This is a genomic window from Novosphingobium sp. BL-S-21 (assembly GCF_055521655.1).
Genome location: NZ_CM145495.1, coordinates 565,058 through 591,761, shown reverse-complemented (window position 1 = coordinate 591,761; position 26,704 = coordinate 565,058). Strand labels below are relative to the sequence as shown.

The following is a 26,704-nucleotide window of genomic DNA, read 5'->3' as shown; positions in this document are numbered from 1 at the left end:
TACAAGATGGAGAGGGCAGGCATGGCCTTGCTATATGGCGCGCAGATGTCGAGACGGCATCTCGCCGAGCGTACCGGATCCCTGTCGCAGTTCGCGGGCGTGCGCCTGATGACGCTGGGCGACGGCGTCGAGCGCGGCGTGCGCCTGCTGGAATTCCGCACCGGGTCCGGCCTGCGCTTCACGGTGCTGGTGGACCGCGCGATGGACATCGCCGAGTGCGATCACGCCGGGCGCGCGGTTGGCTGGCATTCGCCCTCCGGCTTCCGCAACCCGGCCTTGCACGACTACGAGGGTGAAGGCGGCCTCGGCTGGTTCCGCTCGATGTCGGGCCTGAACATCACCTGCGGCCTCGACCATATCCTGTTCATGCACGACGATCCGGCAGGCCACTACAACTACGGCCCGCGCGAGGTCGTTTCCTCCTCCCTCCACGGCCGCGTCGGCACCATCCCCGCGCAGCTCACCGGCTACGGCGAGCGCTGGGAGGGGGATTCCTGCACCTTCTGGGCCGAAGGCGTGGTGCGCCAGTCCACCGTTTTCGGCGAGGACCTGCACCTCATCCGGCGCATCGAGGCGGACCTCGGCAGCGACGAGATCCGCATGACCGACCGCGTGGTGAACCACGGCTTCTACACCACGCCGCACATGTTCTGCTACCACATCAACGTCGGCCATCCGGTCGTCGCCGAAGGCGCGCGCTACGTGGCGCCGGTGCGCGAAGTGCTCTGGGCCGCCCATGCCGACGACTACCGCCGGCAGGGCGTGGGCTACCGGACAATGCCGGCGCCCATCGTCAACTTCCACGAGCAGGTCTGGCAGCACGACATGGCGCCCGACGCGGCAGGCCGGGTCGAAGTCGCCCTGGTCAACGAGGCCATCGGGTTCGGCTTCTCCGTCACCACCCGCAAGGATCAGTTCCCCTGCATGTTCGAGTGGCAGAACCTCCACGCCGGCCACTATGCGGTGGGTATCGAGCCGGCCACCAATCATGTCCTCGGCAAGGACTTCGCCCGCGAGCGCGGCGAACTGATCCTGCTCGATCACGGCGAGGAGCGCCGCTACGACACGGTCCTGCAGGTCCTGCCGGATGAGGCCGCCGTCTCTGCCGCCATCGCGCGAATCGACGGAGCAGCGCGTCAGCCCGAGGACGAGTATCCGGTTCCCACCGGCAACTTCCCCGCCATCGGAGGCGCCGCGTGAAGGGCCGCACCATCCTCTATACCGGCGCCGCCGGCGGGCTCGGCCTCGACACCACGCTGCTGCTGATCGAACGCGGCGCCCATGTCATCGCCCTCGATAACGACGATGCCAAGATCGCCGCTCTCGTGGCTGCAGCCGAAGGGCGCGGACCCGGGCGGCTGACCGTCTCGCGCACCGATCTCGCAGACCTGCCCGGCCTGCGCGCCACGCTCGATGCCCTGGCCGCGCGCCACGGCGGCATCGACGTGGTCATCAACAACGCCGCGATCTATCCCTCGAAGCCTTTCGAGGACTACACGATCGAGGAGCACCAGTTCGTCCAGCGCATCAATGTGGACGCCGGAATCGTAGCGGTGCAGGCCGTGCTGCCGGGGATGCGTGCGAAAGGCTTCGGGCGGATCGTCAACATCTCCAGCATCACCCTTTCGGGCGGCTGGGCGAACCTGTCCCCCTATGTCGCCTCCAAGGGCGCGCTGGTCGGCCTGACCCGCGCCTGGGCGCGCGAATTCGGACCCTGGGGCGTGACCGTCAACGCCATCGCCCCCGGCGCCTTCCCCACCGATGCCGAAAAAATCCACCCCGATCCCGAGGGGTACGACCGCATGGTGCTGGATGCGCAGGCGATCAAGCGGCGCGGCACCGCGTCCGACATTGCCCACGCCATCGCCTTCTTCGCCGCCGACGAGGCGGGTTTCATCACCGGACAGACGCTGCAGGTCAACGGCGGCTGGACCATGTCCTGAAGGACCAGAAAATGACGATCCTCTATGGAATCCGCGTGCTCGACTGCTCGATCGCCATGGCCGGGCCTTTCGCCGCCCAGCGCCTGGGCGACATGGGCGCGGACGTGGTCAAGGTAGAGCCTACCAGCGGCGAATGGCAGCGCCATGCCTCGGCGGGCGGCGCGGCGGGCAACAGCATCAACGTCTCGTTCCTCTCGCTCAACCGCAACAAGCGCTCGCTGGCGATCGATCTCAAGTCGCCCGAGGGCAAAGCCGTGCTGCTGGACCTCGTGAAGGACGCCGACGTCTTTCTCCAGAACTACCGCCCCGGCGTGGCCGAGCGCCTGGGTGTCGATTACGCGACCCTGAGCGCCATCAACCCGCGCCTTATCTACGTTTCGATGTCGGGCTACGGCGAGGACGGACCCTATCGCATGCTGCCGGGGCAGGATCTGCTGCTGCAGGGCATGTCGGGCGCGATGCTCTCGGCCGGCAGCGAAGGCGCGCCGCCTTCCCCCGCCGGCCAGTACCTCGTGGATGCCATCGCCGCCTACAGCGCCTTCGAAGGGGCGCTGGCGGCCCTGTTCCACCGCGAACGGACCGGCGAAGGGCAGCTCGTGCAAGTCAACATGCTCGATGCCATCACCACGATCCAGATGCAGGAGCTGTCGGTGTTCACCGTCGGCGGCAAGCCGCAGACCCGCTCGGCCGAGCCTCATGCGCACAGCTACATCCGCGCGCCTTACGGCGTGTTCGAGACGGCGGACGGCTACATGACACTGGCGATGGCGCGCTTCGAAACGCTGGCGCGCGAACTCGACGACCCCTTCTTCGCCGGCATGGAGGAGGAGCGCGACGGCTGGACCCAGCGCGATGCCATTTTCGCCCGCATCCGGGGCCACCTCGTCCGGCAGCCCACGGCACACTGGCTGGAGAAGTTCCGCGCCGCCGACATCTGGTGCGGCCCGGTCTACGGTTATGCCGACCTCGTCGAGGATCCGCAGATCAAGCACAACGGCACGTTCGTCGAGTACGATCACCCCACCGAAGGCCGCGTCAAAGTGCCCGGCTTCCCCATTCGCTTCTCGCGCACGCCTTCCGCGATCACGCGCGGCGCGCCGCTGGTGGGCGAGCATAGCGAGGACATCCTGCGCGAAGCCGGCCGCAGCGCCGAGGACATCGCACAGCTCATCGAGTCCGGCGTGGTGCGCCAGCACACATGAGCGACGTCGAAACGGCCGGGCCTGCCTACCGCGGCCTCACCTGGGACCATCCGCGCGGCTACCGCGCGCTGGAGGCGGCCGCGGCAAGCGTCGCGCCAGCGCAGGGGCTGTCGATCGCCTGGGACCGCCATCCGCTCGAAGGGTTCGAATCCCATCCCATCGCCGACATTGCCGAGCGCTACGACCTCATCGTGCTCGACCATCCGCACGTCGGAGAGGCAGTGGCGCAGGACTGCCTGATCCCGATGGCGCAAGTCGTCGGCGCGGAAGCCCTGGCCGCGCTGGAAACCGCCGCGATCGGCCCTTCGCTGGCAAGCTACCACTATGCCGGCGCGCACTGGGCACTGCCCCTCGACGCGGCAAGCCAGGTCATGGCCTATGCCCCCTCACGGATCGGGACGCCGCCCACGACATGGCAGGCGGTCGTGGACCTTGCCCGGCGTGAACCGGTGGCGCTGTCGCTGTCCGGCCCCCATGCCGCGCTCACCTTCCAGTCCATCGCGGCGTCGCTGTCTTCGAACGACCGGCCCGGGGACCGCTTCGTCGATCCCGAAACCGGCCGCGAAGCTTACGAATGGATGGCCGCGCTGACGGGCGATGCCACCCGCGCCCGGATCGACCAGAACCCCATCGCCCTGCTCGAAGCCCTGTCGGGCGGGGAGGACCTCGCGCTGGTCCCGCTCGTCTACGGCTACGTGAACTACGCCAAGGAAGGCGCCGCCTTCGCCGATGCCCCGCGCGGGCGCGCCGGGATCGGCTCGATGCTCGGCGGCACCGGCATTGCCGTCTCGCGCCGCTGCACGGTGACCGACGAACTGCGCGCGCATCTGTCGTGGCTGATGGGCGAGGAAGCCCAGCGCCGCTTCATCCCGGCCCACGATGGCCAGCCCGCCTTGCGCCGGGCATGGGACGATCCGGCCGTCGACCACGAGTGGCGCGGCTTCTACGCCGCCACCCGTGCCACGCTGGAAGCGGCCTCGCTGCGCCCCCGCCATGACGGCGCCATCGCCTTCCAGACCGAAGCCTCCGCCCGCCTGCGCGAAGGCCTGCTCGCCCATGAACCCGCCGCGCCGGTCCTCGCCGATATCGAGGCCGCCTTCGCCCGCCACCACATCGAGGGAACCGAGACATGAGCGCCAACTTGCGCTTCGAAATCGCCGATCACATCGCCACGATCACGCTCGACCGCCCGGAAAAGCTCAACGCCATGACGCCGGACATGGCCCAGGCGCTGGTCGAGGCCGTGGCCACCTGCAACACCTCGAACGAGGTCCGCGTGGCGATCGTCACCGGGGCGGGGGCCAAGGCGTTCAGCGCCGGCTCCGACATCGCGACTCTCGATGCCTATGCAACGCCGTGGGACTTCCGCAACCGGCAGGACTACTGCGACGCGCTGCGGGCCTGCCGAAAGCCCGTGATCGCGGCGATCAACGGCTATGCGCTCGGCGGAGGGCTGGAAACGGCCATGGCCTGCGACATCCGCATCGCCTCGGTCCATGCCCGCTTCGCCGCGCCGGAGATCAAGCTCGGCTGGATCGGCGGCGGCGGCATGGCAGTGGGATTGACGCATTCCGTCGGCATGTCGAACGCGGCGCTGATGCTTTATACCGGCGAGATGATCGACGCCGCCCGCGCCGAGGCATGGGGCCTCGTCAGCGAGGTCACCGAGCCGGACGCCCTGCTGCCCCGCGCCCGCGAAATCGCCGGCCAGATCGCCGCGCGCGCGCCGATCGCGGCAGAGACCGCCAAGCTCAACTTGCGCGCCGCCCACCAGATGCCCTACGAAAAAGCCATCGAGTACGAGCGCGACTTGCAGGCCATCTGCTTCGCCACTGCCGACGCCGCCGAAGGCCGCGCCGCTTTCGCGGAGCGCCGGGCGCCCGTGTTCGAAAGGCGCTGAACATGGACCTCTCGCCCGCGGCCATCCTCCCGGCCGACCCCCACGCCCTGCTGTTCGGCCGCGTCTGGCGGCCCGAGGCGGAAGGCCCCTCGCTGGTGCGTATCGACGGCGAACGCGTGACCGACATCAGCGCCGCTTTCCCGACGGCGCGCGACTTGTGCGAAGCAGCCGATCCGGCAACCGCTCTGCGCCAGGCTCAGGGCGAGGACCTCGGCCCGCTGGCGGCGATCCTTGCCAACAGCGATCCGGCAAGGCGCGATGCCGCGCGCGCCTGGTTGCTTTCGCCGATAGACCTCCAGGCCGTGAAGGCGGCGGGCGTCACTTTCGTCACGTCCATGCTCGAACGCGTGATCGAGGAACGCGCGCGCGGCAATCCCGAGGCCGCCGCCGGGATCCGCGCGCAAGTCCGAGGCCTCGTCGGTGACGATCTGCGCGCCCTGCGGCCCGGCTCGCCCGAGGCCATGGCGCTCAAGCGGACCCTGATCGAGGCCGGCGCCTGGAGCCAGTACCTCGAAGTCGGTATCGGTCCCGATGCGGAGATCTTCACCAAGGCCCAGCCCATGGCCAGCGTAGGCACCGGCCACGAAATCGGCGTCCACCCCGCCTCGACCTGGAACAATCCGGAACCCGAAGTGGTGCTCGTCATCGCCTCGGATGGCCGGATCGTCGGCGCGACGCTGGGCAACGACGTCAACTTGCGCGACGTGGAAGGCCGCTCCGCCCTGCTGCTCGGAAAAGCCAAGGACAACAATGGCGCTGCCGCGATAGGGCCGTTCGTGCGCCTGTTTGACGGAGCGTTTGACCTTGCCTCGGTAGAGACCCTAAGCCTCACGCTGACAGTGACCGGCGAGGATGGCTTCGTGATGCAGGGACGTTCGGAAATGCGCGAGATCAGCCGGGCGCCGGCAGACCTCGCGGCGCAGGCACGCAACGCGCATCACCGTTATCCGGACGGCTTGGTCCTGTTCCTGGGCACGCTGTTCGCGCCGACGCAGGACCGTGACGAGCCGGGGCATGGCTTCACGCACAAGACGGGCGACGTGGTGCAAATCGCCGCCGGCCCGCTGGGCGCGCTGGTGAACCGGGTGACCGCCACGGACCGCTGCGCGCCCTGGGACTTCGGCGCCGGCGCCCTGATGCGCAACCTGGCGGGGCGCGGGCTGCTATGAGCGCGAAGCCGAAAATCCTGCTCACCCGCCGCTGGCCGGAAGCGGTCGAGACCCGGCTTGCCGCCGCTTACGACGTCACCCTGAACGATACCGACATACCGCTGGGCGAGGCCGAACTGGCCGCGGCGATGCGCGAGCATGACGCGCTTTGCCCCACCGTCACCGACCGCATCACCCGCGCGGTCATGGAAGTAGACGATCGCCGCGCGCGCATCATCGGCAATTACGGCGCCGGCTTCGAGCACATCGATCTCGCCGCCGCGCGCGCCCTCGGCATTGCCGTCACCAATACCCCGGACGTCCTGACCGAGGCCACCGCGGACATCGCCATGACCCTGCTGCTCATGGCCAGCCGCCGCGCCGGAGAAGGCGAGCGCGAGCTTCGCGCCGGGGCATGGACGGGCTGGCGGCCGACGCACCTTGTCGGCCAGTCGCTTTCGGGCAAGCTGCTGGGGCTCGTCGGATTCGGGCGGATCGCACGGGCGACAGCGAAGCGGGCCGAAGCTTTCGGCATGCGCATCGCCTACCACAGCCGCCGCCCTGCGCCGGACATGCCGCAAGACGCCTACTTCGCGGACCTCGGCGAACTGGCCGAGCGCGCCGACATGCTGTCCCTTCACGCGCCCGGCGGCGCCGAGACGCGGCACATGGTCGATGCCGCCCTGCTGGCGCGAATGCCTGCCCACGGCGTGCTGGTGAACACCGGGCGCGGCACCCTGATCGACGAAGCGGCGCTGGCCGAGGCCCTCTCTGCCCGGCAGATCGCCGCCGCGGGCCTCGACGTCTATGAAGCCGAACCCAAGGTCCACCCCGCGCTCGTCGACCTTCCCAATGTCGTCCTGCTGCCGCATCTCGGCAGCGCGACGATCGAGGCGCGTACCGCCATGGGCATGAAAGTCGCTGACAACCTCGACCGCTTCTTCGCGGGGGAACCACTGCTTGACCCAGTCGTCTGAGCGGGTCGCCGCGGCCGTCCGGGGCTGGCTGGAGGCGCCGCGCAGCGGCCCACTGGTACTGGGCCTCTGCGGATCGCAGGGCTCGGGCAAATCCACGCTGGCCGAAGACCTCAAGTTGCGGATAGAGGCGCTGGGCCGCCGCGTCGCGGTCCTCTCCCTCGACGACCTCTACCTCGGCCGCGCCGCGCGCGCGGATCTGGCGCGCGAAGTCCATCCGCTGTTCGCCACGCGCGGCGTACCCGGCACACACGATGCCGCGCGCGGCACTGCCCTGCTCGACGCCATCCGCGCCGGTGCGCCGGTCACCCTGCCCCGCTTCGACAAGGGCCGGGACGAACCCGTGCCCACCGGCGATCCCGTTCCCGCCGGGCTAGACCTGCTCGTTTTCGAAGGCTGGTGCCTGGCTGCCCGCCCTCAAGGCGAATCCGCGCTGGCGGCGCCGATCAACGCCCTCGAACGCGATGAGGATCCGGACGCCGTCTGGCGCGGCCATGTGAACAGCTTGCTGGAAAGCACTTACGCGGCGCTTTTCGCGCGCATCGACCGTCTCGTCCTGCTCGCTGCGCCCGGCTTCGAGGTTGTGCGCGGCTGGCGCGGACAGCAGGAGGACGTCCTGCGAGACCGCATCGCCCGCGGCGAAGCGCAAGGCTCGCAGGTCATGGATGACCCCGCGCTCGACCGTTTCGTGCAGCATTACGAGCGCCTTACCCGCCACATCCTCGCCGAGATGCCGGACCGGGCCGACCTCGTGCTTCACCTCAATCCCGACCGCAGTCTCAGGGACCCTTCATGATCGTTTCCTCTCCGCTCGACTTTCGCGAAGCGGCGCGCCGCCGCCTGCCGCCGTTCCTGTTCGACTATGTCGATGGCGGGGCCTTCTCCGAGGAGACGATGGACGCCAACCGCGCGGCGCTGAAAACCGTGCGCCCGCGCCAGCGCGTGCTGCGCGATGTCTCCGCGCTCAGCCTCGAGACCCGGATCCTGGGCGAGACGATGGACATGCCGGTCATGCTGGCCCCGATCGGGCTTGGCGGCATGATGCGGCGGCGCGGCGAATTGCAGGTGGCCCGCGCCGCGCGGGCGGCGAACGTGCCCTATATCCTCTCCACCGTCAGCGTCTGCCCGCTGGCCGACGTGATCGCGGCCAGCGGCGCGCCGATCTGGTTCCAGCTCTACGTGCTGAAGGACCGCGGTTTCATGCGGCACGCGCTGGAACGGGCGCAGGCGATGGGCGTGACCAAGCTGGTGTTCACCGTGGACATGCCGCTGCCGGGTGCCCGCTACCGCGATGCCCATTCCGGCATGAGCGGCCCCGCCGCGCCGATGCGCCGGATGCTGCAAGCGGTCACGCACCCGCGCTGGGCCTGGGACGTGGGCCTGCTGGGCCGACCGCACGATCTCGGCAATATTTCCCACTACCGGCAGAAGCCGACCGACCTTGCCGACTACATCGGCTGGCTGGGTGCCAACTTCGATCCATCGATCACCTGGTCCGACCTCGAATGGATCCGCGACTTCTGGCAGGGCGAGATGATCGTCAAGGGCGTGCTCGATCCGGCCGATGCGCGCGACGCGGTGCGGCTCGGCGCCGACGGGGTGATCGTCTCCAACCACGGCGGCCGCCAGCTCGACGGCGCGATCTCGACCGCGGAGGCCCTGCCCGCCATCGCCGATGCCGTGGGTGACGAACTGACCGTGCTGGTCGACGGCGGCGTCCGCACCGGCCTCGACGTGGTGCGCATGCTGGCGCTCGGCGCGCGCGGCGTGTTGCTGGGGCGGGCCTATATCTACGCGCTGGCGGCGGAAGGCGAGGCCGGCGTGACCAGGCTGCTCGACCTCATCGCCCAGGGCATGAAAGTCACGATGGCCCTGAGCGGCGTGACATTGGTGAAGGATATTACCCGCGACATGCTGGTGTAACCGGCCGGAAAGAGTTGGCAGCGCCCCTCGCTTATGTAATACGTCATACAACATAAGTTTGAGGGAGCAGGAATGGACCGCGTTATCGAACGGGCGGAATTCAGCCGCCGCGCCGTGACGCTCGGCTTTGGCGCGGCCTTTGCGATGAGCGCCGTGCCGGTGCGCGCGGCAGGCGCTCTTTCCGGATTCCACGACGTTCGCGACCACGGCGCCAGAGGCGACGGGGCGGCCATCGATTCCGACGCGTTCAACCGCGCCATTGCCGCCGCGAGCGGTGCGGGCGGGGGCACCGTCGTGGTGCCTCCCGGCCATTACTTGTGCTTCTCGATACGCCTGCGCAGCCACGTTACCTTGCTGCTGATGCCCGGCAGCGTCATCGAGGCGGCCGACCCGCGCCGTCACAAGGGCGGGTACGACCTCCCCGAAGGCGTCTTCGAGGAGCAATACGTAGACTACGGCGTCGCCCATTTCCGCAATGCGCTGATCTACGGCATCGACCTGAGCGACGTTGCGATCATCGGGCGCGGCCTGATCCACGGCCTCGGGCTGGACCGCGAGGGACCGGCGCCGCGATGGCACGGTATCGCAGGCTGGAAATCCCCCCGCGAGCAGGGCCTGTCCCCCGATGCCGCCCGCCGCGCCATCCCGCGCGAGATGGCCTACGAAGGGCGCGGCAACAAGGCCGTGGCACTCAAGCGCTGCCGCAACGTGCTGCTGCGCGACTTCACGATCCTGCAAGGCGGTCACTTCGCCTGCTACGTGCTGGGATCGCAGGGCGTCACCATCGACAATCTCACCGTCGATACCGACCGCGACGGCATCGACATCGACTGCTGCCGCGACGTGCGGGTGACCGGCTGCACGGTCAACGCCCCGAAGGACGACGCCATCGTCCTCAAGAGCAGCTATGCCTTGAACGCGCCGGTGTTCTGCGAGGAGATATCGGTGATCGGCTGCAAGACCAGCGGCTACGACCTCGGCTCCTTGGTGGACGGCACGTATCGCCCCTCGCCCTATCGCTCGGTGGACGACGTGGGCGTGCTCGGACGGATCAAGCTCGGCACCGATTCCGCCACCGGCTTCCGCAATATCCTGATCGCGGACTGCACGTGCGAGAACACGCGCGGATTGCAGTTGGGGGCGATCGACGGCGGCATTCTGGAGGACGTGACCTTCCGCGACATCAACCTGAAGAATCCCGTGAACCATCCGATCTTCGTCCGCCTCGCCGCGCGCAACCGCGCGCCCGTGGGGACCGGACCCTCGAAAGTGCGCCGCGTGCGGTTTTCGGGCATCAACGTCTCGGGCGCGCCCGGTCCCTATGCCTGCGGCATCGTCGGCAATCCCGGTGCGCCGGTGGAGGACGTGACCTTTTCCGACGTCCACGTTCGCGCGGCAGGCGGCGGCACGGCCGAGGACGCCGCCCGCGCCATCCCGGAACGGCCTGCCTCCAGTCTCGAACCCAGCTTCATGGGCACGTTCCCGGCCCACGGCCTCTACGTGCGCCATGCCCGCAACGTGGTGCTGCACGACGTGACGTTCGATGTCGCCGCGCCCGACGCGCGCCCTGCCGTGCTGTTCGACGACGTGGCCGGCGCAATGGTCGATGGCCTGCGATCCCCCCACGCGCGCGGCGAAGCGATCCGCGCCACCGCCAGCAGCGACATCGCCATCGGCGCCGTCGTGAAACTCGCCTGAGAGACCGACCATGATCCAGAGATCCCTGCGCCCCCTGCTCGGCCTGCTTCTCGCCGGAGCGCCGGTTCCCGTGCTGGCCGCCAGCGAGCGACCGCTGGCCGAGGGCTGGCATTTCGTGAAGTCCGATGCCGCCGGTGCCGAGGCCCCCGCCTTCGACGACCGCGCCTGGCAGAGCGTCTCGGTGCCGCACACCTACAATGCGCAGGACTCCGGCATCGGCGGCGCCAAGGCGCGCGGCGAGCCGGAGGGAGTCTACTATCGCGGCCCGGCCTGGTACCGCCTCGGCTTTGCGGCCAGCCCGCAAGCGGGCAAGCGCTATCTGCTGAACTTCGGCGGAGTTTCGCTGAAGGCCGAGGTCTGGCTGAACGGCCGCCGGCTGGGCCAGCACAAGGGCGGCTACGGCGCCTTCCGCTTCGACGCCACCGAGGCTCTGCGCAGCGGGGACAATGTCCTGGCCGTGCGCGTCGACAATGCGCGCGACACGCAGATCGCCCCGCTCAACGGCGACTTCAACGTTTTCGGCGGCCTGGCCCGCGCGGTCGGCCTGATCGAGGAAGACGCGCTCGCGTTCGACCGGCTCGACCATGCCGGACCCGGCGTGCAAGTCCGCACCACCTCGCTGAAGGGCCGCGAAGCGGCGGTGGCGCTCACCGCCGCGCTGAGCAACGCGCGGGCCTCGGCTGCACGCTTCAGCCTCGACACCCGCGTGCTCGACGCCGCAGGCAAAGTCGTCGCCCGCGCCTCGCGCACCGTCATGCTTGGGGCAGGTGAGAAAACCAGCATCGAGCAGTCGCTGGCCTTGCACAATGCGCGGCTCTGGCAGGGCGTGAAGGCCCCCTATCTCTACCGCGTGGTCACCGAGATCGCCGAATCCGGCCGCGTGATCGACAGCGCCAGCGTACCGCTCGGCGTGCGTACCGTGGCGGTGCGCAAGGACGGCACCTTCCTGCTGAACGGCGCGCCCTACCCGCTTCACGGCGTCAACCTGCAACTGCCCACCCGCTTCGGCCGCGGCCCGGTCGTGACCGATGCCGAGATCGACGAGGACCTGGGCCTGTTCGCGGAGATGGGCGCGACCGGCCTGCGCCTGGCGCATATGCAGCATCCGAGCCGGGTCTACGAACGCGCGGACGAACTGGGGCTGCTGGTGCTCACCGAAGTGCCGCTGATCGACGATCACGATCCTTCCGACGCCTTCCGCGAGAACCTGGTCGAACAGATGCGCGAGCTGATCGCGCAGACCGGCAACCACCCCTCCGTGGCGCTCTGGGGCATCGGCAACGAGATCCGCAAGTCGGATGCAGCTTCGAACCGCATTCTGTCCGAACTCCAGGCCACGGCAAGAGCCCTCGATCCCACGCGTCCGACAACTTACGCGCATTGCTGCCTCGACGACAGCGATCCCATCGCGCAGCACAGCGATACGGTGTCCTACAACCGCTACTTCGGCTGGTACTGGACGAATTCGGAGGACATCGGCCCCTGGGCCGACGCGCTTCACGCCAAGATGCCGGGGCGGCCGTTCGGCGTCAGCGAATACGGCGCGGGCGCCAGTGTGCTGCACCAGGAAGACCCGGTGATGAAGCGCCCGGAATCGAACGGCTACTGGCACCCCGAGCAGTACCAGACCGACTTCCACATCAAGCACTGGCGCGAGATGAAGAAGCGGCCGTTCCTCTGGTCCAGCTTCGTGTGGGTGGGCATCGACTATCCCTCGTTCAAGCGCAACGAGGGGGATCGTCCCGCGATCAACGACAAGGGCCTCGTCACCGAGGACCGCAAGACGCGCAAGGATGCCTGGTACTGGTATCAGGCGAACTGGTCGGACACGCCGATGCTGCACCTCGCCAGCCGCCGCGACGTGAACAAGCGCACGCAGCGCGTCGTGGCGCAGGCTTTCACCAACCGCCCCGAAGTCGAGATGCGCCTCAACGGCGGCGCCTGGACGAAAGTGCCGGTGGACGACCATATCGCCGCATGGACGGTGGACCTCGCGCCGGGCAGCAACCGCGTGGAAGCGCGCGCCGGGACATTGATCGATACCGTAACCTGGAACTGGACGACCCGGCCCTGAGCGTCCCCCTCGCCCCGGATCAGCTCCGGGACGAGGGGCCCTGGGCCGTGAAACGGTACTCGCCCGAACCGACCTCGATCACCAGGCGATCGCCGCGCATGCCGACGATCTCCACGCCCGGTGCGTCCGGGAGCGCGCGCCCGCTCTCGCGAACGGCATCGGCCGAGCCGGCCGGCAGGCAGACTTCCGCGCGCGAGTTCGCCGGCACCACCAGCCGCGCATCGAACTGCCCGGCCGCGTTGCTCCACTCCGTGACGATACGGCCGAGCACGCTTTCGTAGCTTGCCCCACCGCGCGGCAGGCGCGGGTCCAGCACCGGGTCGAAGCGCCACTTGAGGAAGCCCGCGTCGAGCGGGTCGATCCCGGCCACGCGGCGGAACACGAAACCCGTCACCGCGCCCAGCGCATAGTGGTTGTACGAATTCATCGAAGCGTCCGCCATGTCGGCGTTCCAGCGCTCCCAGATCGTGGTCGCGCCCTTGGCGATCATGTAGCCCCACGAGGGAAAGGCGGTGCGCAGCAGCAGGTCGTAGACCAGCGCATGCTCGCCTTGGTCCGCCAGGGCATCGAGGCTGAACGGCGTGCCCAGGAACCCGGTCGAGAGCAAAGTGCCGCGCCGCCGGATATCCGCTGCGAGCTTCGCCGTCGCCGCCGCGCGCAGGCCCTCGGGCACCAGTCCGAAACGCAGCGCGAGGATGTAGCCGCATTGCGACCCGTTGCCGACACTGCCGTCCGGCCGCACGAAGGCCGCGGCGAAAGCGGCGGTGATGTCCTTCGCCAGTTGCTCGTAGCGTTCCGCCTCGGGCTGGCGCTTCGCCCCGCGCGCCATCTGCGCCATGGCATCGGCCGAGCGTTTCCACATGGCCGTCGCGATGAGGTCCTTGGGCGTGGTCTCGTCCCCCGGCTCCTTGGCGTCCAGCGCCACCCAATCGCCATAGTCGTAGCCGCGCAAGTGACGCCAGACATGGTCCGGGTTGCTGTCGGCGATGAAGCGCATGTAGCGCGTCATCGCCGACCAGTTGCGCTCGACGATCGCGGTGTCCCCGTAGCGCTGCCAGACCGTCCAGGGCAGGATCACCCCGGCATCCGCCCAGCCCGGCGAGGCGCCGAGCAACTGGTCGCGCCAGCCGGAAGGCGCATAGTCCGGGAATTCCCCGCGCGGCCCCTGAGCGTCGCGCATGTCGCCCATGAAGCGGCGGGTGAACGGGCCGACGTCCATGGTGAAGGCCGCCGCGTCCCAGAACACGTTGGCGTCCCCCGTCCAGCCCAGCCGCTCGTCGCGCTGCGGGCAGTCGGTAGGCACGCCGAAGAAGTTGGAGCGCTGGCTCCAGCGGCTGTTCTGCCACAGGCCCTGGATGATCCGGTTCTCGATCAGTGGCCGCCCGGTTTCGGGCAAGGCGCTGGATACGACGATCCCCGCGATCTCGTCTGCGGTGGGTGCGCGGCCCAGTCCGCTGACTTCGACATAGCGGAAACCGAAATAGGTGAAGTGCGGCTGGTACGTCTCGCCCGCCGGATCGCCGCGCAGGGTATAGAGGCAGGCGCAGCGCGCCGACCGCAAGTTCGCCTGATCGACATGACCGTCCGCGCCGAGGATTTCGGCAAAGCGCAGCGAAACCTGCTTCCCGGTCGCCCCGCGGGCCTTCAGTTCCACCCAGCCCGCGAAGTTCTGGCCGAAGTCGATGACGTGCCGGTCGCCGTCGAAGCTGGTGATGGATTTCGCCGCCATGCGCTCGATCGGGCGGATCGGCGGGCCGACGTGAGCGACCAGCGCACAAGGCGGGGTCTCGCCGATCCGCACGGGCACCCAGCCTGCGCCCCGGAACCCCGGCTGCGACCAGCCGGGCTGCTCCAGCCGGGCGTCGTAATCCTCGCCGTAGTAGATTTCCGCCTGCGTCACCGGACTTTCGGGGCGCAGCTGCCAATCCTTGTCGGTCGCGACAAGCGAGCGGGTGCCGTCGGTGTGCTCGACCTCGAGCTGCGCGAACAGCCGCAGCGGCGGATTGCCGAAAGCATAGCGCCCGGCCGGGGCATGGTAGCTGCCATACCATCCCTCTCCCAGCATCGCGCCGATGGCGTTGGCGCCCGGACGCAGGAGTGCCGTCACGTCGTAAGTGCGGTAGAGCGCGGTGGAACGGAAATCGCTGCTTTCCGGCGCAAGGCAGACATCGCTGATACGCGCGCCGTTGATTTCCGCCAGATAGGCGCCGAGCGCCGTCATCCGCAGCCGCGCCTGCCGCACCGGCTTGGCCAGCCGGAACTCACGCCTGAGCATATAGGCACCGCTCCTCGGCCAGGCCTGGGGCTGGTCGGCGGAGCGGGTCGCCGCGGCCCAGCGCGCATCGTCGAAAGACGCCTCGGACCACCCCTCGGGCGCATGGACGGCCGTACGCATCGTTTCGCTGGTCAGGCGCCGGCCAGCGGTACGGATCATCGCGGTAGCGGCGATCTCGTGGATTTTCGGCCCATTGAAGCCGCGCGGATTTTCCACCCGGAAGCCCAGCACATGACGCCCCGTCGCCAGCTGCCGCGTCGTTACCGCTACCGGATCGATACCGAAACGCTTGAAACCCACGGGGACTTCCACTTGCGCCCCATCCAGCCAGAGCGTCGACTTGAAGTTCGCCGCCGTGAACAGCGTCACGTCCCCGGGTTCTGCCAGATCGAAGGCGAGACGGAAGAAGCGCGGGGACTCGTCCGCCGTGCGGTCGCCGCGCATCCACACGAAACCGGCCGCGCGGTCGGCGCGTTCCAGTTCGGTCTGCGCCTCGATCCACTGCGCCTGCCAGTCCGCCTTGTCGAGCAGGCCCATTTCGAACGTGGCGACCGGACTGGTCGCGCGCAGGCCCGCATCGTCGCGCACGAGGACGCGCCAGTAGACCTTCTGCCGCGACTTCAGCGGCGCACCGAGCCAGCCCATGTCCATGCTGCGGCGGGTGAGCACTTCGCCCGCGTGCCACAAGTCCGGCGTGCCCGCCTCCAGCAGCGCGGCGCTCGACGCGGCCTGAACCTCGCAGCGGGTCTGGGTCACGCCGCGCCGGTCGCTTTCCAGCCGCCACGAGAGCCGCACGTCCTGCTGGTCGAGCCCGATCGGCGCGACCAGTCCCTCGGCGCGAAGATCGACCACGCGCAGCGCCGCCGCCTCCTGCGCCAGGGCCGAACCCAGCGGCATCCCTGCGGCTGCACCCAGCGCGCCGGCGCTCTTGAGCAGCGCACGGCGGTCAAGGCCGGCCCCGCTCACTTGCGCACCCCGGCCGCGTCGATCACGGCCTGCGCCTCGGCGGGCCAGTTCCGGTCGGGCACCAGCGGATTGTCCCGCGCGACGTTGCCGATCTCCTCCAGCCAGCGCCCGCCGGTGGTGTTGACCGTGTGCCAGTTGCCGGTGGCAAGGTTGTCAGTGGAGATGCGCCGCTTGTACATGGCGCCCGCGGTGTTGATATTGAGCCACTTGCCGCCCGTCTCGACGACGTTGCCGGCGATCCTGAAGTGCTTCGAGCCCTCGTCGAGATAGATCGCGATGCGGTTGCCGATGTCGAAGATGTGATTGCCCCGGATCACCGAGTCCGGGTTGGCCGAAAGGTTGTAGATCGCGCCGCCGTCCATGAACCAGGTCTTCACGCCGTGGATGCGGTTGCCCTCCACCACGGTATCGCGCAGCGTCGTGGGCGTGGTGAACCTGGTGTTGTGGACGTAGCCCTTCGCGTTCTCGTCGTAATTCGGGTTGCCGCCCGCATCGTTGTAGCCCCAGCCCCAGCCGACGGCGATCCCGTCATAGGGGGCATCGCTGATGTCGTTATGAGCGATGCGCGCGCCGGTCACGTACGTGGTGAGGATCGCCGCGTTGTCGCGGTAGTCCTGGCTGACGGTGACGACCGTATTGTCCTCGATCGCGAGGTCGCGGTTGACGAGGCGGGGATCGGCCGGGTGGTGTGCCTCGACCCGGACGCCGCCCGCCATGATCGCGCTGCCCGAGAGCACGGCGAAGCGATTGCGCGTCACACGCACACCCTGCGCCGCCAGCCCCACGCCCGAAAGGTTGGCATTGGCGTCATTGCCGATGCCGAGCGCCACCTGGCCGAGCTGCGAGAAGGTATTGCCCGTAAAAGTGACGTCGCGCGCCGCGGAGACCTGCACGGCGGCAGGCATCTGGTGCCATTTCTGGCGCATCGATTCGAACTCGGTACAGCCCCAGCCGCAGCTTTGCCAGGCATCGGCGGGGCGGATCGGAGAGGTCTCGTAGAGGAACGCGCCGCTCTGCTGGTTGGCATAGCCGGTGGGGCGCGAGGGGCCGAGCCAGCTCGTATGCGAAAAACGCAGGCCTTCGAAGCGCAGCCGCTCCACCGGCGCCTCGGGCGTGCCCGCGATGGAGACCAGCGCCTCCAGCCGGGGCACGATCACCTCGCGCCCGGCGATGTCCTCGTCCAGGCCCATGCGCAGATAGAGCTTGCCCGCCTGCGGGTCGATCACCCACTGATAGGGACGCGAGTGCCACTCGTTCGCCTTGCCGACGAATTCCAGCGCATTGGTCAGGAACAGGCGGCTGTCGTCGGGGAAGATAGGCTTGGAGATCGTGTCGTAGCCCCAGGTGTTGTTGTCCCAGGCGGGCTGCTGCATCGTCACGCGGCCGCCCGCGATGGCCTTCACGGGAGAGAAGCGATCGGTGAAGAAGCCGGTCGCCTCCAGCTCCACCCGGTCCGGCCGGGCCAGCGTGGAGAGCCAGTCCAGCTTGGGGTTCACCACGTTGAAGCCCTGCGCATCGAACTTCACGTCTGCAGCGCGGATCTCCACCCAGGGCCGCTCCGCCAGCGTGCCGTCGACCCAGACCTGCCGGGTATCGAGGCCCTTGGGCACGTCCGCGACCCAGATGCGGCGCTCCGCATCGTAAGGCTTGAACCCCGTCACCGCCATGCCGCCGGAAATCGTGGGATGCGCGCCCGGCGCCGCCTTCCATGTCACCGCATGACCGCCCAGCCCTCCATCGCCGCGCCGGAACGAGAGCGGCGCCTCCAGGCGGTAGGTCCCCTCTCCCAGCAGCACCGTTACATCCGCCTTGGCATTGCTGCGTTGCACCAGGGCCTGTGCGCGGGGAAGCGAGCGGACCGGCCGCGCCGCCGTGCCGGGATTGCGGTCGTCGCCTTGCGGAGAGACGTGCACTTCGACGGCGCGCTCCTGGGCGATGGCCGGCAGGGCGCTGGCGCCCGCCGCCAGCAGGGCCAGAAGGCGCGCGATGCGGCGGGCCTCGATCATAGTTCCGTCTCCCTTTTCTTGTTCTTGCCCGGATTCTTGTTCTTGTGCGGAATCAGCTGGTCCAGCCGCCGTCGATCACATGGATCCCGCCGGTGGTGAAAGCGGACTCGTCCGAGGCCAGATAGACCGCGAGCGCTGCCAGCTCCCCCGGTCGGCCGAAGCGGCCCATCGCCTGCCTTGCCGTGAATTCCGCATAGGCTTTCTCGAAATCGCCGGTGTCGCGCAGGCGCTGGAGCAGCGAGGGCGTTTCCACCGTGCCGGGGCAGATCGCATTGCAGCGGATGCCCTGAGTGACGAAGTCCACCGCGACCGATTTGGTCAGCCCGATCACCGCCGCCTTGGTGGTCGAATAGGCGAAGCGGTTGGGCACGGCCTTCACGCTGGATGCCACCGACGACATGTTGATGATCGAGCCCCGCCCGAGCGCGATCATCTGCGGCAGCACGGCCCGGATCATGCGGTATTGCGCCGTGACATTGAGCGCGTTGGAAAAGGCCCAGGCCTCCTCGTCGCAGTCGAGAATGGTGCCGGGATGGACGAAGCCCGCGCAGTTGAACAGCACGTCGATGTCGGGGTGCGCCGCCGCAGCAGCCTTTACGGCATCGGCGTCGGTCACGTCGAGCACCAGCGTTTCCGCACCCTCGAAGTCCGCCAGCACATCGGCGCGGATGTCCGTCGCGATCACCCGCGCGCCTTCGCGCAGGAACGCTTCGGCACTGGCGCGGCCGATACCCTGTCCGGCCGCCGTCACCAGTGCAGTCTTACCAGCAAGACGCCCCATACTCTCTCCATCATCACGTAATACGTATGATGAATTAAGCGCATGGGGCGCATGCTGTCAATCAGTCTATCGCGACGAACTCCTGCCGCTGCGTGCCCAGCTTCTCGATGCCCAGGGTCACCACGTCGCCCGCCTTGAGGTACCAGGGCTCCGGCTTCTGGCCGAGGCCGACGCCCGGCGGGGTGCCGGTGGTGATGACGTCGCCGGGAAGCAGCGTCATGAACTGGCTGAGGTAGGACACGATCTGGGCGACGGTGAAGATCATCGTCGAGGAACTGCCGTCCTGCACACGCTTGCCATTGACCTCCAGCCACATGCCCAGCGCCTGCGGATCGCCCACTTCGTCAGCGGTGACCAGCCAGGGTCCGATCGGCCCGAAGCCGGGGAAGCCCTTGCCCTTGTCCCAGGTGGCGCCGCGCTCCTGCTGCCACTCACGCTCCGACACGTCGTTGACGACGCAGTAACCCGCGACATGATCGAGCGCCGAAGCTTCGTCCACATGGTAGGCCTCTGTGCCGATGATCACGCCGAGTTCGACTTCCCAATCGGTCTTTCGCGAGGCGCGCGGGATCGTCACCGGATCGTTCGGCCCCTGGATGCAGCTCACCCACTTGTTGAAGACCACCGGTTCCTCGGGGATCGGCAGGTTGGATTCGGCGGCATGGTCGGCATAGTTGAGGCCGATGGCGACGAACTGGCGCGTCCCGCCCACGCAAGGGCCATAGCGCACGGGGCCTTCGATCAGCGGCAGTGAAGCCGGGTCGATCTGGGCAAGGCGCGACAAGGCGTCCGACGAAATCGCACCGGAATCGATGTCTCCCACATGGCCGGACAAGTCGCGGATGCCGCCCTCGGCATCGATCATCGCTGGGCGCTCGTTTCCGGCTTCGCCGACGCGGCAGAGTTTCATTCTTGGCATCCTTTCGTCTTGATTTGTCAGGGCGGCATGGACAGCCGCATCGCATGTTGTATGATGTCGTATGTTTATTCAGGGCGCAAGGCCGGAAGGCAAGGGAGAGGACATGACCGCCGCGTTTCGGACGACCCGCTGCAGAGCCGCGGCGCGCCGTCGGCCCCATCCGGGGCGGCGCCGGTGACGCGTCCGCGCATTCTCGATTCGCATCAGCACTTCTGGCGCATTTCAGCGCCGGAATGTAGCTGGCCCGATGCCGACTGGCCACTGTTGAACCGCGATTTCCTTCCGCCCGACCTTGCCGCGGCCACCACGGGTGTCGATCTTGCGGGCACGGTGCTCGTCCAGTCCCAGCCCGACGACCGCGATACGGACTGGCTCTTCGCCCTTGCCGCCGAAGAACCCATGGTGCTGGGCATCGTCGCCTGGGCCGCGCTTGACGCGCCCTGCGCGCCGCAGCGCATCGCCGCGCTGGCCCGGCGCCCCAAGTGCGTGGGCCTGCGTCCGATGCTCCAGGCCCTGGCCGACAGCGAATGGCTCCTGCGACACGAACTGCACCCCGCCATCGCGGCCATGGCCGAGCAGGGCCTGCGCTTCGATGCCCTCGTCGAGCCGCGGCACTTGCCCGCCCTCGCCCGCTTCGCAGAGGCCTGGCCGCAGATTCCCATCGTCATAGACCACGCCGGCAAGCCCGGCGCGGCCGCCCTTGCCATGGACCCCTGGCGCGCGGACCTTGCCGCCCTCGCCCGGCTGCCGAACGTGTGGTGCAAACTTTCGGGTCTGCGCACGCAGCAGGCAAAGGGGCAGGACGCCGCCGCACTGGCGCCTTATGCCGCGCATGTGTTCGAATGCTTCGGCGCGCGCACCATGTGGGGCAGCGACTGGCCCGTGCTCCTGCACATGGGCGACAGCTATGCCGACTGGATCGACGATACCCTGATGCTGGTGGGCGATCTTGGCGCGGCCGACCGGCAACGCCTGTTCGAAGGCGCGGCACGTCAATTCTACGGACTGGAGTAACCATGGCGACGCAATCGTTCCCGGCACCGCTGAGCTTCGGCTCGGCCGCGATCGGCAACCTCTATCGCCCGGTCCCCGACGCGGAGGCCTTCGCGGTGATCGAGGCTGCCTGGGAGGCGGGCCTGCGCTACTTCGACACTGCACCGCACTACGGCTTCGGGCTGAGCGAAAAGCGGCTAGGCGAAGCGCTGGCCACGCTGGACCCGGCAGGTGAAGCCGTCATCTCCACGAAAGTCGGCCGCCGCCTGGATCCGGCCCCCCTTGCCGATCTCACCGCCCTACGCCAGGGTTTCATCTCGCCCGAGCCTTTCGAAAGCGTGTTCGACTACGGCTACGACGCCGTCCTGCGCTCGCACGAGGCCAGCCTGAAACGCCTGCGACGCGATCGCGTGGACATCCTGCTGGCACACGACATCGGCAGCTATGCCCATGGTGCCGACCATGCCGAAAGGATGCGGCAGTTCCTGGACGGGGGCCTGCGCGCCATGCAGGAACTGCGCGACGGCGGCGCGGTGGTCGCGATCGGGCTCGGCGTGAACGAAACCGCGGTCTGCGAGGAAGTCCTGGACCACGCCGATCTCGACGTCATCCTGCTGGCCGGGCGCTATACCCTGCTGGAGCAATCGCCGCTCGATCGCCTGTTTCCCCTATGCGCCGCGCGCGGAGTGCGCATCGTCGCCGGGGCACCCTTCAACTCCGGCATTCTCGCGCGCGGGGTGCGGAATGGCCTGCCCGCGCCTTACGAATATGGCGCGCCCTCTGCCGATATCATCGCGCGGGTGGGCCGCATCGAAGACTTGTGCGCCGAATTCGGCATTCCGCTGGCGGCGGCGGCATTGCAGTTTCCGGTACGCCATCCGATCGTGGACGCCGTGATTCCCGGCATCGCCACGAAGGCCGAACTGGATGCCGCGCTGGCGTTGATGTCCACGCCGATCCCCGAGAGCTTCTGGAGCGCCCTTGCCCAAGCCGGGCTGGTCGACAGCCGCGCGCCTCAACCCGCCTGAGCCGAACCTTTCCGCACGGCCGTCAAACGATGGAACCGAACGCCTAGCCCGCCTCCACGCCTCGGCGCACCAATTCGAAACTGCGCGCCATATGCTCGGAAAAACCGTCCTCGGCGGGGTGGAAGGTCCACTGGCGGGACATGTCGCGGATCTCGCCGATTTCCGCCGCCACGCGGTCGATGGTCCAGTCCGGCCGGTAGACGCCCTCGGTCTCGGCGATGAAGGCGCGGGCCACGCGGCCACCCATCGAGACGTACATCTCGCCCGTCACCGAGCAGCTTTCATGCGCCAGCCAGCCCACTACCGGGGCGACCAGTTCCGGGCCCATCGCGGGATATTGCGAGGTATCCAGCCCTTCGGCCATGCGCGTCACCGCGCCCGGCAGGATGATGTTCGATTTCACCCCATGCGCCGCGCCCTCGATGGCGACGATGTTGTTCAGCCCGATCATGCCGGATTTGGACACGGCGTAGTTGACCACGCTCGGCATCGAATAGAGCCCACCGATCGACCCGGTGAGCACCACCCGGCCGTAGCCCTGCTTCACCATGCGCTCGAAAGCCGGGCGCACGACGTGGAAAGCGCCCAGCAAGTGCACGTCCACCACGCTGCGGAAATCGTCGTAGCTGATCTCGTCGAGCATCGCGAAGCGGTTGTTGCCCGCGTTGTGGATCACCACGTCGACCCGCCCGAAGGCATCCAGCGCGGCCTCGACAATGGCTTTGCCGCCCGGTTCCGTGGCCACGCTCTCGGTGCAGGCCACCGCCTCGCACCCGGCGCCGCGAAGGGCCTGGGCGGCCTGCTCGGCCGGGCCGGCATCCGATCCGGAGCCCGAGAGCGCGCTGCCGTTGTCGGCGACCACGATCCGCGCGCCCAGCCCGCCCAGCAGTTCGGCATAGGCACGGCCCAACCCGCGCGCACCGCCGGTGATGACGGCCACTTTTCCATCGAAACGGCGTTCGGTCATGGCCTGCTCCAGGTGGTTTCGCCGGCGCTCCACAGCGGCGCCCCGCGCGTTTCGCGCAGCGAGGGGATCGTGCGGCCGTCCTTGTCCGTCACGCCATATTCGGCGGCGAGTTCGGCATTGATGAAAGTCCCGCCCGACCGCGCCTGAACCTGCGGGTCCATTGCCAGCGCGGCGATCACCCGCCCCGGGAACTCGGGCGAGGAGCCGACCGCGCTGTTGAGCTGGCCGGCCATGCCGGGCACCGTCTTCAGGTTTTCCCTCGCCCGCTCGGTATACGTGAAGCCCTGCCAGAGCGAGACGGCGCTGACGCCGGTATCGCGCAGCTCGTGCCCCATGTCGCGCATCATCCGGTCCGTGGCGGTCTTGGTGGTGCCGAACACGACATCGTAGGTATAGGTCACGCCGACATAGCCGGAGAGCGCGGCGATCAGGCCGGAACCCTGCGGCACCATGATCCGCGCCGCATGCCAGGCGGCAATATAGGCGGCACGCATGCCGGTATCCCAGATTTCCCACGCATCCAGCGGCTTTTCCCAGAACCCGTCGCGGCGGGTCATGGCCTCCGGAATGGCCATGGCATTGTTGGCGAGGATATCGAGCCGCCCTTCGTCCCGGCGCACTTGCGCGAACAGTGCGGCGATCTGCGCGTCGTCCTTGAGGTCGATCGCGACGGCCACGCCCTTGCCGCCGCGTGCCTCCACCTCCGCCACCGTTTCCGCAAGCGTTCCCGGCAAGGGGTTCTGGCCCGCGCCCGTCGTCCTGCCCGTGACGTAGACGGTCGCGCCATGCTCCGCGAGCGCGCAGGCGATGCCCTTGCCGATTCCCCGCGTGGCCCCGGTCACGACCGCGACTTTCCCGACAAGTCCGTCGGAGATCCGGCCCACCTCGCTCACTTCCTTGCCGGATTGCTGGGCGCGCGGCGGTTGACGAGCGGCCGCTGGTAGGACGGATCGTCCTTGTCGCGACTGGACACGCCGTTCAGCGCGATGCCCGGAACGTCGGAGAAGGGAACGGCCATAGGCGGCGGCATGGAACCCCATTCGATGACATTGGTGCGCAGCGCGATCCGCCAGACATCTCCCCGCCGCTCCAGCCGGTCGATGTAACGGCCGCCTGCGATCCACAGCAGCTCGCCGCGATTGCGGCCGACGAACTGATAATAGGTTTCGGTATGGGCGGTGTCGCCGTCGAGATCGATGGTGGTCTGGAGCAGCGCGTGATGGGTGAGGATCTGCCCGGCCTCGTGCATCGGCACCGCCCAGTCCCAGCAATCCGCCGCCGACCCCACGAAAGGCCCGGCCGCCATCGTCGCATCGTCCCAGAACGCCGAGAGGTATATGTCCCGGTCGAACCGGTCCATCCCGCGCGAGAAGCGGGCCAGGCATTCGCGAATGTCCTGCTTGTCCAGCAGTTCGTCCAACCGCGCCGCGCGGTCTCGGGGGGTGTCACTTGCCACGGTAGTCTACCTCCGCAATGGGCTTCCATAGGGGCGAACCGCGCGAGGCGCGGGCGGATTGGATCACTTGGCCGTCCACGTCGGTCAGGCCGTATTCCTGCGCGAGTTCGGCCGTGACGAATTCTCCGCCGGAGCGCTTCATCACAGCGGGATCGGCGGCCAGCGCGGCGATCACCCGGCCCGGATGCTCCACGCTGCTGCCGTGCATCTGGGTGATCGAGGCGGTCATCTTGTCGCCCATCCTGGCAAGATTGTCCTGCGCCTTCTCGGTCAAGGTCAAGCCCTGCCAGAGCGTCAGCGAGGCGACGCCGTGCGGTTCCAGTTCGATCGCCATGTCGCGCGCCATGCGGTCGACCGCCGACTTGGACGTGCCGAAGATCACGCTGTACGTGTAAGTGACGGCCGCGAAGCCGGAAATCGCCACGATCAGCCCGGATTTCTGCGGCGCCATGATCCTGGCAGCGTGCCAGGCCGCCACGTAGTTGGACCGCACGCCCACGTCCCACATCTCCAGGTTGGAGAGCGGTTTTTCCCAGAAGGCCTTGGGCTCCAACAAGTCGTCCGAGAGCGTGAAGGCATTGTTGACGAGGATGTCGAGTCGTCCCTGCTCGGCGGCTATCCGCTCGAACAGCGCGGCCACGGCGGCATCGTCGCCATGATCGCAGGCCACCGCAACACCGCGCCCGCCGCTCTCCTTGCCGCGCGCATCGCATTCGGCGGCCGTTCCACCGACGGTGCCGGGCAGGTAGTAGTCCCCCTCCCGCACGGTGCGCCCTGTGACGTAGACGGTCGCGCCCTGTTCGGCCAGGACCAGCGCGATCCCTTTGCCGATGCCGCGGCTGGCGCCGGTGACCAGCGCGACCTTGCCGGCCAGCGGCGCGCTCATGCCGTTTCTCCGGCGAACCAGCGCTCGCTGAAGTCGTCCTTGGCGCGGCCGGGGAAGTGCTCGGCGGTGAAGGGATAGCCCATCACGCCCTTCGACCAGTCGGCGGCGGCGCCCCAGTCCTGCTCCCAATCGTAGAGCATCACCCGGTCGGCAATGCGCCATTGCCCGTCGCGCTTCTCGAACGTGTCGAGGTAGCGGCCGCCGATGCAGGTGTCGCGATCTCCCTCCCCCATGTCCACGCGGTGATAGGAGAAGACATGGCTTTCGACGCGCGCGCTATCGCCGTCCAGTTCGATCACCGACTGGCCGATCAGGTGCTGCGTATCCTTGATGGCATCGGCGCCGGGCACGACCCAGGCCAGATAGGCGTCGAAATCGCCGGCATAGACGCCGTAGTCGAACCGCGCCTCCGGCCACCAGCAGGAGCGGATCAGGTCCGCGCTGCGCCGGTCCTCACCGCGCGCAAGGCGGGCAACGCAATCGCGGATCGCCTCGCGGTCGAGCAGGGTCTGGATGTCTGGCGTCATTGGTCCTCTCCGTTTTCGGTGTCAGCCCGAATTCATTCAAATTTCGATGCAGATTTTGCCCACCTGCTGGCCCGAACGCATGTGCGCGACGGCGTCTTCCAGGGCGTGAAGCGGGAACACCCGGTCGATCACCGGATGAATATCATGCGCCTCGATCGCGCGAACCATCTCGATCTGGTCGCGGTGGCTGCCGACCGTCACCGCCTGAAGGCAGAGGCGCTTGGCCTGGACCGCGGCGAAGGGCATCGTATCGACATCGAACCCGGCTACCGCCCCGATGATCGCGATGTGGCCGCCGGTCCGCGCCGCCTTGAAGCTTTGCGCAAGGGTATTGGGTCCGCCCACCTCGATCACATGCTCGACGCCTAGGCCGCCGGTCAGTTCCAGCACGGCGTCTCCCCAGTCCGGCGTGGCGATGCGGTCTATCACATGGTCCGCACCCAGTTCGCGCAGGCGCTCCTGCTTTTCCGGGGTCGAACCGATGGCGATGACGGTGGCACCCGCCGCCTTGGCGAATTGCAGCGCGAACAGCGAAACGCCGCCGGTGCCCTGCACCAGCACATGCTGACCGGGGCTGACGCGTCCATCCGTAACAACCGCGCGCCATGCCGTCACGGCCGCGCAGGGCAGACATGCAGCTTCCACCAGCGAGAGATTGCCCGGCGCGCGCGTGAAGTGCGAGGCCGGACGCACCGCTTCCTCGCAAGCGAAGCCATTCGCGGGACCGCCCGGCGCATTGTCGAGTTCGGCGCGGTAGACATGGCCGTCGCGCCAATTGGGGTGGAAGGTGCTGACCACCCGGTCGCCCAGGGCAAACTGCGTCACGCCCGCAGCGACTTCCACCACTTCGCCCGCGCAGTCGGACAGCGGGATCAGCCCCGGCGGCGAGGGAAACACGCCCCCGATCACCAGCCCGTCGCGAAAGTTCAGCGAGGCGCCGTGCACCCGGACGCGTATCTCGCCCGGCCTCAGAGCCTCCGCTGCCGGCAGCTCCACCAGTTCGAGCTGCCGTTCGCCGCTGGCGGGCGCAAGGCGCAT

General features: G+C 68.4%; 23 protein-coding genes. 13 read left to right on the top strand and 10 right to left on the bottom strand.

Annotation, left to right across the window (positions count from 1 at the left end; genetic code table 11):
* Window positions 1-21: 21 nt before the first annotated feature.
* The 11 genes from ACZ1J6_RS02240 to ACZ1J6_RS02190 all read left to right on the top strand — a co-directional run bounded on the left by ACZ1J6_RS02240 (window position 22) and on the right by ACZ1J6_RS02190 (window position 12,862).
* The gene (locus ACZ1J6_RS02240) at window positions 22-1,200 is read left to right on the top strand and encodes an aldose 1-epimerase family protein (protein ID WP_134094549.1); all 1,179 of its coding nucleotides are present in this window, start codon (window positions 22-24) and stop codon (window positions 1,198-1,200) included.
* Complete coding sequence (locus tag ACZ1J6_RS02235; protein ID WP_134094299.1) at window positions 1,197-1,943, top strand: SDR family NAD(P)-dependent oxidoreductase; 747 nt, start codon at window positions 1,197-1,199, stop codon at window positions 1,941-1,943. The genes ACZ1J6_RS02240 and ACZ1J6_RS02235 overlap by 4 nt, the downstream gene beginning before the upstream one ends.
* Window positions 1,944-1,954: 11 nt before the next feature.
* Window positions 1,955-3,145, top strand: a complete 1,191-nt coding sequence (locus ACZ1J6_RS02230; RefSeq protein WP_134094298.1) for a CaiB/BaiF CoA transferase family protein — start codon at window positions 1,955-1,957, stop codon at window positions 3,143-3,145.
* A complete protein-coding gene (locus tag ACZ1J6_RS02225) occupies window positions 3,142-4,278 on the top strand; it encodes an extracellular solute-binding protein (RefSeq protein ID WP_134094297.1) in 1,137 nt (378 codons plus the stop codon). The genes ACZ1J6_RS02230 and ACZ1J6_RS02225 overlap by 4 nt, the downstream gene beginning before the upstream one ends.
* Window positions 4,275-5,045: an enoyl-CoA hydratase/isomerase family protein gene (locus ACZ1J6_RS02220; protein WP_132266946.1), complete on the top strand. Its 771-nt coding sequence runs from the start codon at window positions 4,275-4,277 to the stop codon at window positions 5,043-5,045. Before ACZ1J6_RS02225 ends, ACZ1J6_RS02220 begins: the two co-directional genes overlap by 4 nt.
* Window positions 5,046-5,047: 2 nt before the next feature.
* The gene (locus ACZ1J6_RS02215; RefSeq protein WP_134094296.1) at window positions 5,048-6,214 is read left to right on the top strand and encodes a fumarylacetoacetate hydrolase family protein; all 1,167 of its coding nucleotides are present in this window, start codon (window positions 5,048-5,050) and stop codon (window positions 6,212-6,214) included.
* A complete protein-coding gene (locus ACZ1J6_RS02210; RefSeq protein WP_134094295.1) occupies window positions 6,211-7,170 on the top strand; it encodes a 2-hydroxyacid dehydrogenase in 960 nt (319 codons plus the stop codon). The genes ACZ1J6_RS02215 and ACZ1J6_RS02210 overlap by 4 nt, the downstream gene beginning before the upstream one ends.
* Window positions 7,154-7,963 carry a kinase gene (locus tag ACZ1J6_RS02205; RefSeq protein WP_134094294.1) on the top strand — a complete coding sequence of 270 codons (810 nt, stop codon included), beginning with the start codon at window positions 7,154-7,156 and terminating at the stop codon, window positions 7,961-7,963. The genes ACZ1J6_RS02210 and ACZ1J6_RS02205 overlap by 17 nt, the downstream gene beginning before the upstream one ends.
* Window positions 7,960-9,090 carry an FMN-dependent L-lactate dehydrogenase LldD gene (gene lldD, locus ACZ1J6_RS02200; protein ID WP_134094293.1) on the top strand — a complete coding sequence of 377 codons (1,131 nt, stop codon included), beginning with the start codon at window positions 7,960-7,962 and terminating at the stop codon, window positions 9,088-9,090. Before ACZ1J6_RS02205 ends, lldD begins: the two co-directional genes overlap by 4 nt.
* A gap of 72 nt (window positions 9,091-9,162) precedes the next feature.
* Window positions 9,163-10,788, top strand: a complete 1,626-nt coding sequence (locus ACZ1J6_RS02195) for a rhamnogalacturonidase (RefSeq protein WP_134094292.1) — start codon at window positions 9,163-9,165, stop codon at window positions 10,786-10,788.
* 10 nt (window positions 10,789-10,798) lie between these two features.
* Window positions 10,799-12,862, top strand: coding sequence for a glycoside hydrolase family 2 protein (locus ACZ1J6_RS02190; RefSeq protein WP_134094291.1), 2,064 nt, complete (start codon window positions 10,799-10,801; stop codon window positions 12,860-12,862).
* 19 nt (window positions 12,863-12,881) lie between these two features.
* Here the strand turns inward: ACZ1J6_RS02190 and ACZ1J6_RS02185 are convergent, their stop codons facing one another.
* The 4 genes from ACZ1J6_RS02185 to ACZ1J6_RS02170 form a co-directional block, all read right to left on the bottom strand.
* Window positions 12,882-16,103: an alpha-L-rhamnosidase gene (locus ACZ1J6_RS02185; RefSeq protein WP_243841011.1), complete on the bottom strand. Its 3,222-nt coding sequence runs from the start codon at window positions 16,101-16,103 to the stop codon at window positions 12,882-12,884.
* A complete protein-coding gene (locus tag ACZ1J6_RS02180; protein ID WP_134094290.1) occupies window positions 16,100-18,109 on the bottom strand; it encodes a right-handed parallel beta-helix repeat-containing protein in 2,010 nt (669 codons plus the stop codon). The genes ACZ1J6_RS02185 and ACZ1J6_RS02180 overlap by 4 nt, the downstream gene beginning before the upstream one ends.
* 52 nt (window positions 18,110-18,161) lie before the next feature.
* Entirely contained in the window at window positions 18,162-18,890 is a 729-nt protein-coding gene (locus tag ACZ1J6_RS02175) for an SDR family oxidoreductase (RefSeq protein WP_132266962.1), read from the bottom strand.
* A gap of 61 nt (window positions 18,891-18,951) precedes the next feature.
* Window positions 18,952-19,800, bottom strand: coding sequence for a fumarylacetoacetate hydrolase family protein (locus ACZ1J6_RS02170; RefSeq protein WP_134094289.1), 849 nt, complete (start codon window positions 19,798-19,800; stop codon window positions 18,952-18,954).
* 183 nt (window positions 19,801-19,983) lie between these two features.
* Between ACZ1J6_RS02170 and ACZ1J6_RS02165 the strand changes: the two genes are divergently transcribed.
* Complete coding sequence (locus tag ACZ1J6_RS02165; RefSeq protein ID WP_243841010.1) at window positions 19,984-20,823, top strand: amidohydrolase family protein; 840 nt, start codon at window positions 19,984-19,986, stop codon at window positions 20,821-20,823.
* 2 nt (window positions 20,824-20,825) lie between these two features.
* The gene (locus ACZ1J6_RS02160) at window positions 20,826-21,830 is read left to right on the top strand and encodes an aldo/keto reductase (RefSeq protein ID WP_134094287.1); all 1,005 of its coding nucleotides are present in this window, start codon (window positions 20,826-20,828) and stop codon (window positions 21,828-21,830) included.
* 43 nt (window positions 21,831-21,873) lie between these two features.
* On the opposite strand, the gene ACZ1J6_RS02155 is transcribed toward ACZ1J6_RS02160, so the two are convergent.
* Genes ACZ1J6_RS02155 through ACZ1J6_RS02130 form a run of 6 tightly spaced genes read right to left on the bottom strand, consistent with a single transcriptional unit; the run spans window position 21,874 to window position 26,704 of the window.
* Window positions 21,874-22,797 (bottom strand): SDR family NAD(P)-dependent oxidoreductase, encoded by a 924-nt coding sequence (locus tag ACZ1J6_RS02155; RefSeq protein WP_134094286.1) that lies wholly within the window; start codon window positions 22,795-22,797, stop codon window positions 21,874-21,876.
* A complete protein-coding gene (locus tag ACZ1J6_RS02150; RefSeq protein ID WP_134094285.1) occupies window positions 22,794-23,681 on the bottom strand; it encodes an SDR family NAD(P)-dependent oxidoreductase in 888 nt (295 codons plus the stop codon). The genes ACZ1J6_RS02155 and ACZ1J6_RS02150 overlap by 4 nt, the downstream gene beginning before the upstream one ends.
* 5 nt (window positions 23,682-23,686) lie before the next feature.
* Complete coding sequence (locus tag ACZ1J6_RS02145) at window positions 23,687-24,253, bottom strand: nuclear transport factor 2 family protein (RefSeq protein ID WP_134094284.1); 567 nt, start codon at window positions 24,251-24,253, stop codon at window positions 23,687-23,689.
* Window positions 24,243-25,139 carry an SDR family NAD(P)-dependent oxidoreductase gene (locus ACZ1J6_RS02140; protein ID WP_134094283.1) on the bottom strand — a complete coding sequence of 299 codons (897 nt, stop codon included), beginning with the start codon at window positions 25,137-25,139 and terminating at the stop codon, window positions 24,243-24,245. Before ACZ1J6_RS02140 ends, ACZ1J6_RS02145 begins: the two co-directional genes overlap by 11 nt.
* Entirely contained in the window at window positions 25,136-25,666 is a 531-nt protein-coding gene (locus ACZ1J6_RS02135) for a nuclear transport factor 2 family protein (protein ID WP_134094282.1), read from the bottom strand. Before ACZ1J6_RS02135 ends, ACZ1J6_RS02140 begins: the two co-directional genes overlap by 4 nt.
* Before the next feature lie 36 nt (window positions 25,667-25,702).
* Complete coding sequence (locus ACZ1J6_RS02130) at window positions 25,703-26,704, bottom strand: zinc-dependent alcohol dehydrogenase family protein (RefSeq protein WP_208324847.1); 1,002 nt, start codon at window positions 26,702-26,704, stop codon at window positions 25,703-25,705.